Genomic DNA, 11,311 nt, shown 5'->3' with positions numbered 1-11,311 from the left:
ACGCCGGCAGCAGGACATTCCAGGTGTTTGATAGTCGCTGAAACAGGGGACGCGCCGAATGCGGAGCGTCAGCATTCCGTCACAGATTTGGTATAAAGCGCTCCAACCTAGCAATTCATGAAACGACCGACAAATCATTCTTCCGCAAGCGCCGTTCGGTTCCTAATCTGTTGCCTACGAAACGGAACCGAGATGGAGCTGGATTCACTCGGAGTCGATCGCACGGGGGAACGGTTCTCCATTCCTGAAAACGGAGGTTCGCGATGCGTGAGTACGACTGGGGCTGAGCCAGACCCGCAAGATCGATACCGAGCGACAATCAGGCATTGACAGGTTGTGCGGGCAACGGGGGACCATGGGAGACATGGGGTGTCCGCAGTGAACGACGCGAAGACCGACAAGCAGCTCCGGCTGTATGTCGGTCTAGTCGCGTTTGCGGGTTCCGGCTGCCTGCTCGTCTCGGCGAGATCGGCGCCGGCGGTGCCGTCGGGCAAACTGCTCTTCCTCGCCGCGTTGACGGTCATCATCGCCGCCGCCAGCGGGCCGGTCATCAAACTGCGGGTACGGTCGGACAATCGGGTGTTCCCCGCGACCTCGGGCTCGATCCTGCTCGCCGTCGCGACCGTGCCCCTTCCCTGGGCGATCATTTGCACCGCGCTCGGCGCCCTCGCATCCAAAGTCTTTCTCCGGCAGCCCATAAAGGTCACCTTCAACGTCGCCAAGGACGTCGTCGCTGCGACGGCCGCAGCCTCGGTCGCTTTCGTGATCGGTATCCGGCCCGCCGCGGATCTCGAGATCCGCGCTTCCGGCGTTCCCATGTTGATCCTCGGCCTCGTCGGGGCGGCATTGGCGTATGCGATCGTGGACGATCTCCTCGGCAGCACGGTGATGCATCTGGCGACGCGTACCCCCTGGCGGCAGGCGCTTCGCCACAACCGGGACGTGGTGATGCGGATCCGGAGCGTCAATGTCGTGCTGGCGCTGGGCACTGTGCTGGTGGTGGAGCAGGAGGAGCTGCTCATCCTGACCATGGTGCCGACCGTGCTCGCGCTGCAGCTCGCGGCCAAGAACAGGATTCGCCAGCGGGCGGATCAGGAGGCGTGGCGCCGCCTCGCCGGGACCACCGACCGGCTCAACGTCACCGACCTGGCCGCCGTGCTGCACGCCGCGGTGACCCTCGCACCGGAGCTGTTCTCCGCCGACGAGGCCGAGATCGAGCTACGCGGCGAAGACCGCCTGGTCCGCGGTTCCGCCGGGCACCTTCGCTACGAGGGAACGGTGACCGGCGCGCCCGCCCGCGACGGGTCGATGATCGAGGCCGAGCTCGACGGACCGGACGGCCCGGCGGGAACCCTGCGCCTGCGGTTCCGCAAGCCCGTCAAGCTGAACGAGTCCGAGCGGTACAAGCTGCAGACCTTCGCTTCGTCGCTGTCCACCGCGGTCGGCAACGCCCGCGCCTACGCCGAGCTCAAGCGGATCAACGCGGAGAACGCGTACGCCGCCACCCACGACCCGCTGACCGGCCTGGCCAACCGCCGCGAGCTGCTCGACCAGGCGAACCAGATCTTCGCCCGGCGGGCACCCGAGGGCATGTTCGCCATGCTGCTCATCGACCTCAATCACTTCAAGGAGGTCAACGACACCCTCGGGCACACCGCCGGTGACGAGGTGCTGCGCGAGGTGGCCCGCCGGCTCGAGGACGCCACCCGCCCCGGCGACCTGGTCGCCCGGCTCGGCGGCGACGAGTTCGCCGTGCTGCTGACCGGCCTGCCCGCCCCGGCCGTCGCCACCCACCGCGCCGCCGACATGCTCGCGATCCTCGAGCAGCCCATCGAGGTCGACGGCATGCAGCTCACGGTCGAGGCGGCCGGCGGCATCGCCCTGGCGCCCGGCAGCGGAGGCGTGAGCGAATTGATGCGCCGCGCCGACGTCGCCATGTACCAGGCGAAACGCAGCGGGCAACGCACCGCGACCTACGCACACGCCCGCGACACCGCCGACGTCGGCCGGCTCGTGCTCGGCGGCGAGTTGACCCGGGCGGTGACCCACCGGGAATTCGTCGTCGACTACCAGCCGATCGTCGACCTGGGCAGCGGCGAGGTCGTCTCCGCGGAGACCCTCGCCCGCTGGCACCACCCCGAGCACGGCGACCTCACCCCGATGCAGTTCCTGGACACCGTCGAGCGCTCCGGGCAGCTCCCCGCGTTCGTCGACGCCGTACTGGAACAGGCGCTGACCTCGGTCGGCGCCTGGCGCGAGGCCGGCTTCGATCTGCCCGTGGCCGTCAACGTCTCGCCGCGCAGCCTGCTCGACCCGACGTTCCCGGCCGCGGTCCTGGCCCGGCTCGCGGCCCACGCCGTACCGGCCGACCGGCTCGTGCTGGAGCTCGCCGAGACACTGACCCTCAGCCAGCTCGAGGTGGTCGAGCGGGCGCTCACCGAGTTGCGCGACGCCGGCGTCCGGCTGGCCCTGGACGACTTCGGCACCGGCGTCTCGTCGCTGTCGGTGCTTTCCCGGATCCCGGTGCACCAGTTGAAGGTCGACCGGGAATTCGTGGTCGCCGTCGAGACCTCGCCCGAGGCGGCCGCGGTCGTCCGTTCCACCGTCGACCTCGCCCGCAGCCTGCACCTCACCGTGGTCGCCGAGGGTGTGGAGAGCGAGCCCCAGCGGCACGCGCTGTGGGAGCTGGGCTGCGTCGCGGGCCAGGGTCACCTCTTCGCCCGCCCGATGCGGGCCGGCCGGTTGCTGGCCACGCTGCAGCGCGGCTCGGACGGCAAGCCGGGGTTCCTCGCCAGTCCGCTGCACAAGACCGGCTCGGTCGTCCGGATGCCGCGCCGCCGAAACCCGAGATCGCCTCTGCCACACTTGCCTGCGTGAGTGTGCTCGCCCGCCTGAACCGGGCCGCCGACGGCCTCGCGGGCGACGTCCTGCTCTACGGGCTGTCCGCCGTGTTCGCCCTGGTCACCGCCCTCACCTCGACGCTGCTACCGCACCGCGCGTGGGGCGCCGTCGCGGCGTGGGGCTATCTCGCCGCGTTCCTGCTCGCCGTCGTCCAGCTCGTGCGGCGCCGGCCCGCCCTGCGGATGGCGCTGACCTGGGTCACCTGGGGCGCGGCGGCCCTGCTGCCACTGCTCGTGCAGGCGGTGCAACGCGCGGGCGGCCGCACCGACCGGGCCCAGGAAGAAGTGCTCGTGGCCGAGCACATGGGTGAGCGGCTCGCGCACACCGGCACGCCGTACCTCGGGCCGGAGGCGATCGGCGCGTTGCCGCCGGGGGAACAGTTGCTGGGCTATGCCCCGTACCAGCCGGGGATGGCCGTCTTCGGCCTGCCTCGGGCCGCCTTCGGCGACGCCTGGATCACCGACGCGCGGATCTGGTTCGCGCTGGTCACGGCGGCGGCGCTGGTGGCCGCGGTACGCCTGGCGGGCCCCGGCCCGGTCCGCGCGGTGCAGTTCGCGACCGTCCTGCCGATCTGTGCCCTGACCCTGGCCACCGGCGGCGACGACCTGCCTGTTCTCGCCCTCTGCCTGCTCGCGCTGGCCTGCTGCGCGGCCGGCCGGTTCGGTGCCGCCGGTCTCGCGGTCGGGGCGGCGGCCGCGCTCAAGCTCTTCGCCCTTCCGGTCGTGGCGGTGCTGCTCGTGCTCGCCTTCACCACGGGCAACCTCCGCCGGTTCCTGCCCGGTGCGCTCGGGCTGCCCGTCCTCGCGCTGGTGCCGGCCTTCCTGGTCGACGGCGACGCGTTCGTCGAAAACGTCATCCGCTTTCCGCTCGGGCACGGCATCGTGACGAGCCCGGCGCAGTCGCCGTTCCCCGGCTACCTGATCGCCCAGACGCTGCCGGGCGGACGGTACGTCGCGGCCGGCCTGCTGGTCGCGGCCGCGGTGACGATCGCCGTGCTGCTCGTACGGCGCCCGCCGGCGACGGCGGCGACCGCGGCGCTCTTCTGCGGGTGGGGCCTGCTGACCGCGATCCTGCTGATGCCGACCACCCGCTTCGGCTACCTGCTCTACCCGCTGGCCCTGCTCGCCTGGTCCTCCGCGCTGGTATTCAGCAGACCCACAGGAACAACGGCACCACGGAGTGACCCGGCCTTGTACCGTTTGTGAGATGCAGATGACCTGTCCCAAGTGTCACGGCGATATGCGGGTGTACGAGCGAAGCGGCGTCACCATCGACCAGTGCACCGAGTGCCGCGGCATCTTCCTCGACCGTGGCGAGCTGGAGAAGCTCTTCGAGGCCGAGGCCAACTGGAACAACCGCCAGGCGCCGGCAGGCGCCCCGCCGCGGCCGGCCCAGGCCCCCGGCGCGCCCGCCCCGGGCGGATACGCGGCCCCGCCGCCCCCGCCGGCTCCCGGCGGTGGCTACGCCGCGCCGCCCCCGCCGCCGCCCGGCTACGGCCACGGCCAGCCCGCCTACCCACCGGCCGCGGCGGCGTACGGCGCCCCGCAGTACGGACGCCCCGGCTATCACGGTCACTACCGGCAGGGCCACGGTCACCACGGCCACTACCGGCGCCGCAAGAGCTTCCTCAACGAGCTCTTCGACTGATCCACGCCGCGCGCGACGGCGGCCGGCGTGCCGGGCTCAAGCCTTTCGCCCCGGCCGCCACGCGCGACGCTGCCCGGTCCGGCATCACCGACCTGCTCGGCTGATCACCAGGTGCCGTCGTCGCGGACGCGCTCGGCGGGGCCGTCGCCGGTGAGCAGGCTGATCAGCCCCTCGTCCAGGTCCTCGCCGAGATACCACTCGCCGCCCTGATCCAGCGCGAACAGCCGGCCGCGCTCGTCGATCGCCACGATCGCGTCGCCCCTCGCCTCCACGCCGAGCGGGAACAGCGGCGCGCCGAGCACCTCGGCGAACTCCCCGAGCGTGTCCGCCGTGTGCGCCGCCGCGGACGGTTCGAGAGCCAGCCAGCGGACCTGGCGGCGGATCCCCGGAGTCCGCAGGCCGCAGAAGATCCCGGGGAAGTCCATGATCGCGGCGCGGGCCGCCGGAGACGGCCGGTGCCGGTGCCGGCGGCCGGTGATCGCGACGACGTCGGCGATGATGCCGTCGGCGAGCGCCTCCGCCACCATCCGGTGCGTCGGCCGCCAGCCGGCGTCCGCCAACGCACCGGCCATCCGGTCCGGGAAGCGGCCCGGTTGCGCCACATTCTCCGAGTACGGCCGGAGCGGCTCGATGAACGCCAGGTGCGGCCACGGCAGCACCGCGAGGTCGACCAGCGTGACCAGGCAGGACTCGCACGGACGGGCCGGCGTCCCCGCGAGCGGATCGCCCTGCTCCCGCACCAGGAACGCCTGGAACTCGGCCGCGCGAAGCCACTCGCGAGCCTCGTCCGGGGTCAAGGGCGCGGAGCGTGCGCGGTCCGCTTCGTAGAGCGCGTCCGACACCACGATCAGCTCGGCGTGCCGCTCGGTGCCGCGTACCCGTGCTCCCGGCTCGATCGCGCGCAGCCGGTCCGCGACCAGCGGATGGTGGTCGAGGCGTTGATCGCCCTTGGCGCCGCGGGCGATGAAGACCCGGCCGTCCACAGTGAGGTGTGCGGCCGTGGTGGGCGCCGGCCGGCGTCGCACCCCGCGGCGCAGCTCGACCTCGGGATCCGCGGTCCGGCGCCGGGCGGCCACATCGGGCCGCCGCTGCCGGTAGAGCTCGGCGACGACGGCGACGGACACACCCGGGTACGTCGACAGGGCACCGGTCTCGCGGTCGATCACCGTACGCACGCCGTCACCGGGAACCGGCAGGACGAACGACGGCTGCATCGTCCAGACCACGAAGCCCAGCTCGAACTCGCTGACCATGGGCTTGCACTCGTACCCGCGGCGCTCGGACTCGCCACGTGCCCACCCGGCGGCGATCTCCTCGGCCTCGGCCAGCGTGATCATCGCGCCTCCTCGTGTGCCAACCGAAATTACCGGACCACGTGGCGTCCCGTCTGCCGCTAAGGTCGAAGGTTGTCGATAGATGCGAGGAGGCACGACGGTGGCGCAGACTGCGGACCGCGACGGCAACCGAGCCCTGCGAGCGCGCCTCGACGACGTCTACGGCCAATACCAGCGGCTGCGGTCCGATCTGGACCAGATTCAGCGGCGCCTCACCGACCTGCGGGCCACCGCCGAATCGGCGGACGGATTGATCCGAGCGACCGTGGGCCCCCGCGGCCAGCTCGTCGACCTGCATCTCGACCGCCACATCCACCGCGACCTCGACCCCACCGAACTGAGCCGCGAGATCGTGGCAACCACGGCCGCCGCCGCGGCCAAGGCGACCGCCGAGATCGAACGCCTGATGGCCGGCTACCTGCCCGCCGACTCGGGACCGATGCGGTTCCTCCGCGACGACGACCTCGGTTCCCTGCTCAGCCGGCAGGACGCGGCAGTGCGGGAGGCGGGAAGGGACGGTGAATGAGCTGTGGCTGGATCCCGCGCAGGCGGCCGGAGGAGGCCGAGACCTGGCAGCGGCGGGACGGCACCTCGGCTCGCAGCACGCTGAGGCCGGGTCCGAGGTGGCGGAGATGAGCGCCGCCCGGCCATGGGGCACCGACGACATCGGTCGGGCCTTCGAGCGCAATTACCGCCCGATCGAGCAGCAGGTGCTGCAGGCCTGGGAAAGGCTCGGCGCCTACCTCGAGGGGCTCGGCGACGCGTCGGTCCAGGCCGTCCGCGAGTTGCGGCACACAGACGAGGCCGCATCGGTACGCGTGGAGCAGTCGTACGGGAAACGGTCGTGACTGTTCTTCCCAGCCCGGTTCCGCATCCGCTCGACTACTGCCCGTTCGATGTGCCCGGGTGGGCGTACGAAGCGCTCGAATGGGTCGTCGGCTTCGACTGGCCGGAGGGAGACGAGAAGGCGACCTGGGATGTCGCGGACCGGTGGTATGCCATCGCGGGCCTGCTCGCGATTCCACGGGAGGAGGCGTACGACGCGGCCGGCCGAGTGATCGCGGGCTTCGGCGGTGCCGGGGTGAGCGGGGTCGCGGAGGCCTTCATGGGTGCGTGGGGCCGGGTCGCGGCGGGGGAGGAGGCGCCCCTGGAGGGGCTGGTACAGATTGCGGACGAGCTGGGCAGGCTCGTCGAGGAGTGCGGCTGCGACATCGAGGGAGCGAAACTCGAAGCGTGGGTCGAGATCGGCCTGTTCCTCATCGAGCTGATCGGCATGGCGGTCGCGGTCACCCTGACGCTGGGCGCGGCCACCCCGGCCGCGGGCGGCCTGATCGCGGCGACCCGCCTCGCAATCCAGCAGATCTTCAGACGCCTCGTCGAGCGGCTCGGCCGAAAGACGATCAGGAAGACGCTCAAGGAGACGGCCGAGCGCGCGGTTACCCAGATGACGACCAAGGAAGGCCTTCGGCGGCTGGGCCGTGAGGGACTGACCGAGGGCCTCGACGAGATGCGTGAGGAGCTGGCGACCAACGCCGGCATCCAGCTCTACCAGAACACGACAGGGCGAGCGGACGGCCTGGATCTCCAGGATCTGAGCACGTCGGCGGCCGGAGGCTTCGCGGGCGGCTTCGCCGCCTCCGGCGCCGGGATCGGGCGCGGCTCCCGCACTGGCATCACGCGCGGAACGAGCGCGGAGGTGCTGGGCGAGTTCGGCGCGGCGGCGGTCAATGGAGAACTGCCGGACCTGGAGGGCCTGGCGAAGTCGGCCAGCTCAGGAGCGGCGGGGACGGCCATGGAGTCGGCGGGCTCCGGCTTGACCGCATCGCTGCAAGGTCGATTGGCCGGGATGGAAGCCCTGGATCTACCTCGACTGTCCGACACGGATCCGCTTCAGCTCTCTCAGTCCGTCAACCCGGCTACTTCACCGCCCTCCTCGTCACCGCCCTCCTCGTCACCGCCCTCCTCGTCAACGGCTTCCTCCTCGCCGCCGTCCTCGTTGCCGCCCCCACTACCCTCCGCCACGGAGTTTCCGTCCCCGTCCACTACTTCCGACGCACCGTCGCCCCCACCTTCGTCCGCCGTGGTGCCTTCACCTCCGCCACCGCCGGCCACGACACCGGCACCTCCCCCACCGCCGGCTACGACACCGGCACCTCCGCCACCGCCGGCCACGACACCCTCGCCTCCGCCACCGTCCCCCATGGAACCTTCTCCGCCCCCACCTCCGGGCACGGCACCTGTCTCTCCGCCACTTACGCAGTCCTCGCCGCTTCCGTTGGCATCGCCGGAAGGTTCGTCTTGGGACAATCCGGCCTCGTTGCCGGTCGCCGGTCCGACGTCGAGCGGTGTCCCCGAGGCGCGCAGCGGTCCAGAACTATCCGCGAGCACGCCGTCGACCTACTCGCCACTACCGCTGCGAGATCCTCATGGATCTCCCATACCTCCGGCAACAGACGGAGGTATCGGACCCCTCCCGCAGGACCGAACTGACGGATCTGCGAACGGAACCAATACGTCCCCCTTGCGGGCCGACACCAGCGCGTCTCCAACGCAGGCCGACACCAGCGCGTCTCCGTCGCGGGCCGACACCAGCGCGTCTGCGTCGCGGGACGGAAGCGGGGTTGGCACGCCGCGGCGGCCCGTCCCTCCGGGAGCGGCCTTCGGTTGGGCTCCCGGTTCGGACCGCCAGAGCTCAATGGACCGTGCTGTGGGCGTACCCGCAGATTTTGCCGCGGCCATGGGGCCCGGGGTGAGCGATCCGGGGGTACCTTCGCCGGAGGAGAGCCGTTACTTTGAGTTTGCACGACTGCAGCGGGCCGCCTACGCGCAGTTTCGTCGGCAGGATGCGATCGATGCGCTCGGCCAGAAGGCCGAGAGCGCCCGGCGCCGAGCCCGCCGCGCCCGGCGGTCCGCCCGGATCGCCAGATTCGTCAAGTTCGACTCCGGCCTGGCGCAGTTCTTCCATGCGGACTGGGCGGCGGCCACCATGGACGCCGACCGGGCCGAGGCGCAGCGCGAGGATCTGCGAAACGCTCGCCCTCCAGCGGCGGAGTCCGTCACCACCGTCGAGCCCCAGGACTGGCACCGAGCCAACCGTGACAGCGGCCATTTAGCACCCGGCGGCCTCTCGTTCGGTAACCGGTCCAGACTTACGGGCAGTGACCGTCCGCCCTCGATCGACCGCACGCGCCGCTACGGCGCATGGGCCGGCCTGCGGGCACCGCTCGCCCGCCACCAGCTCGATCTGGAGAACGCCGTTCCCCGCGACGTTGGCGGCGACCCGGTCCGAACCGCCGATCCGCGTACGCCGTACTTCCGCCTGATCAACGACGGCGGCCCGGCGGCCGACCCGACACGCGCAATCAACTGCCAGGACTGCGTGCTGTCCTTTTTCGACACCTACATGCACGGCCGTCCGCGAGTCTCGGCACCGCGCACCTTCGACGCATACCGGGACGGGGACCCGCAAAGGCCACAGTACGGCGAAGAGATCGGCTGCGAGCGCATCGAACACGCCACCGGCGGCCGGCTCCAGTCCGTGTGCCCGCCGGTCGACCCGCACGACCCACCGGCCGCGCGCCAGCAGGTGGAACAGGCACTGGTCGCCGTCTCCGCGCAACTACTCGCCGGCGGCCACGGCTCTTTCGCCTTCCTGATCAACGCCTGGGAAGGCGGCGCCGCCCACGCCTGGGCCGCGGTGAACCAAAACGGCGAAATCCTGTTCGTCGACCCGCAATCGGGCCTGATCGCCCCACCCGGCACCAGCTTGTACGGCCACTACGGCGCTCCCCACCCCGGCAATGTCATCGCCATCGACGCATTGGTAGTCAACGGCGCCGGAGCACCAATGCCCTTCCCCACCCACCCGGACGGCCTGTGGCGCCCGGGCCGGACAACGTTGGAACCGGCACCAATGCACCATCCGTCGGTCCCTCGCCCGCAATCGCGACCGGCCCCCGAGCCCTCACCGCGCCCGTCACCCGAACCTTCGCACCGCCCAGCGTCGCAGCCGCCACCCGAACCTTCGCACGGCCCGGCACCGCAGCCACCACCCGAACCTTCGCCGCAGCCTTCACCCGAACCCCCACCCCCGGAGCCCGGACCGTCGCTACCCACCCCGGCAACGCCCACGCCGGCACCGGACCCACCCACACCGGCTCCGGCGCCGATCGAGCCCCGCATCCCGGCCCCACGCCGCCCGGTCGACCACAGCACCGACGCCACAGACCTACCACCGCAGACAATCAATGCCCTGAACCCAACGGGCACTCCAGATCCCACAGCGCGAGCCGCCGAACACAAGCTCCTGGCCAGCCTCACACCGTCCCAGCGCGAAGCCTTGCAACACGCGGTCCGCGAAGCGGAGGCAGTAGCCCAGACAGAACTGACAAGAATGCACACCCTCGCCGACGAAGTGGGCGGCCAAGTGGTGGACGAGCAACACCGAGTCAAGTCGCTGCCATCCCTCGCCCGAAAGTTCGCGAAGCGCGAGGCCACCCGGGCCACCGACATTGAGCGGTTCCTCCGGACGTCGAACGATCGGGTGCGCTTCTCCATACAGATTCCCGAGCTCGATTACGCCCAGGCTCTCCGCCGCCTACTCACCCGCCTTGGCAGTCAGGGATACCAAATCCTCGAGGTGGCTAGCTTCTGGGGCGAAGGCCGAGGTCGCCACAATGGCCTGAATGTCACCATGACCAATCCGGACGGTTTCCGGATGGAACTCCAAGTTCCCACCGGGAAGTCACGTCGCGTCGGCAAGCTGACCCATGACCTCTACGAGATCGTGCGTCTCAGCTCGGAAGACGTCACGGGAATCGAGCGGGTCGAGGCTTTCTTGGCCATCCTAAGCATCAACAAGTTGCACGGGATGGCCGCACACCAACCCACCAGCCTCGACGTGGTGGAGGAGATCTTCCATGTCGACACGTCACTGGAGCGATGGGCGACGCGCAGCGCCGGCCGAGAACCATGGATCGAATACCGTAGGGCCCTAGCGTCAGACGACATGACACTCCATGAGGCATTGCACCATTGGAACCTCGACCCGCGAGACATACCGGGCATAGAAAGGTTGGATACAGCCGATGAGCGAGCCGACCTTCGCATACCGAGCATTCCTCGAGTCAGCAGGATCGAAGGAGGTGACGAGCCTCATCGCCTTTCGGAGCCGGGCGACGGAACCACTCAGAGCGGTGATGTGGCACGCAGCGCGGAAGCAGTGGATATACGCCCCCGCGCTGGCGGCGGGTCTCCTGTTCGACGATTCATACGCAGACGAGTCGACGAGTGTCGACCGGGCAGCGGCGGAGGATCTGGCGCGGGAGCAGTTGCACACGGAGCTTCCGAGTCCGGAGAGACTGGAAGCGATGTGTGAGGAAGGGGCACGGATGGGCTGGTCCTACGGCCCGCCCCGGGAGTAGCCACCG

The 11,311-nt window shown here is 70.5% G+C and carries 7 protein-coding genes; 6 read left to right on the top strand and 1 reads right to left on the bottom strand.

Features of this window, described 5'->3' with window-relative positions:
• Nucleotides 1–378: 378 nt before the first annotated feature.
• The 3 genes from EDD30_RS19845 to EDD30_RS19835 are packed head-to-tail and all read left to right on the top strand — an operon-like array spanning nucleotide 379 to nucleotide 4,548.
• Nucleotides 379–2,877: an EAL domain-containing protein gene (locus EDD30_RS19845; RefSeq protein WP_084556911.1), complete on the top strand. Its 2,499-nt coding sequence runs from the start codon at nucleotides 379–381 to the stop codon at nucleotides 2,875–2,877.
• Nucleotides 2,874–4,106, top strand: a complete 1,233-nt coding sequence (locus EDD30_RS19840; protein WP_244945319.1) for a glycosyltransferase 87 family protein — start codon at nucleotides 2,874–2,876, stop codon at nucleotides 4,104–4,106. Before EDD30_RS19845 ends, EDD30_RS19840 begins: the two co-directional genes overlap by 4 nt.
• A gap of 1 nt (nucleotide 4,107) precedes the next feature.
• Nucleotides 4,108–4,548 carry a TFIIB-type zinc ribbon-containing protein gene (locus tag EDD30_RS19835; RefSeq protein WP_123678366.1) on the top strand — a complete coding sequence of 147 codons (441 nt, stop codon included), beginning with the start codon at nucleotides 4,108–4,110 and terminating at the stop codon, nucleotides 4,546–4,548.
• Between the two features lie 104 nt (nucleotides 4,549–4,652).
• Here EDD30_RS19835 and EDD30_RS19830 read toward each other — a convergent pair whose 3' ends face one another.
• Nucleotides 4,653–5,885 carry an SUKH-3 domain-containing protein gene (locus EDD30_RS19830; protein WP_071810282.1) on the bottom strand — a complete coding sequence of 411 codons (1,233 nt, stop codon included), beginning with the start codon at nucleotides 5,883–5,885 and terminating at the stop codon, nucleotides 4,653–4,655.
• Between the two features lie 97 nt (nucleotides 5,886–5,982).
• Between EDD30_RS19830 and EDD30_RS19825 the strand changes: the two genes are divergently transcribed.
• Genes EDD30_RS19825 through EDD30_RS19815 form a run of 3 tightly spaced genes read left to right on the top strand, consistent with a single transcriptional unit; the run spans nucleotide 5,983 to nucleotide 11,259 of the window.
• Nucleotides 5,983–6,408: a YbaB/EbfC family nucleoid-associated protein gene (locus EDD30_RS19825; protein ID WP_071810281.1), complete on the top strand. Its 426-nt coding sequence runs from the start codon at nucleotides 5,983–5,985 to the stop codon at nucleotides 6,406–6,408.
• A complete protein-coding gene (locus EDD30_RS19820; RefSeq protein ID WP_071810280.1) occupies nucleotides 6,401–6,730 on the top strand; it encodes a hypothetical protein in 330 nt (109 codons plus the stop codon). Before EDD30_RS19825 ends, EDD30_RS19820 begins: the two co-directional genes overlap by 8 nt.
• Complete coding sequence (locus EDD30_RS19815; protein WP_084558052.1) at nucleotides 6,727–11,259, top strand: toxin glutamine deamidase domain-containing protein; 4,533 nt, start codon at nucleotides 6,727–6,729, stop codon at nucleotides 11,257–11,259. The genes EDD30_RS19820 and EDD30_RS19815 overlap by 4 nt, the downstream gene beginning before the upstream one ends.
• Nucleotides 11,260–11,311 lie beyond the last annotated feature (52 nt).

Source organism: Couchioplanes caeruleus, assembly GCF_003751945.1.
Classification (GTDB): domain Bacteria; phylum Actinomycetota; class Actinomycetes; order Mycobacteriales; family Micromonosporaceae; genus Actinoplanes; species Actinoplanes caeruleus.
Note: the sequence above shows the minus strand (reverse complement) of the source record. Positions and strands in the feature narration are given on the sequence as shown.

What these genes read in the sequence shown, in the direction of transcription:
- EDD30_RS19835 (WP_123678366.1), top strand. Translation starts at nt 4,108, where the DNA reads ATGCAGATGACCTGTCCCAAGTGTCACGGCGATATGCGGGTGTACGAG.
- EDD30_RS19830 (WP_071810282.1), bottom strand. Translation starts at nt 5,885, where the DNA reads ATGATCACGCTGGCCGAGGCCGAGGAGATCGCCGCCGGGTGGGCACGT.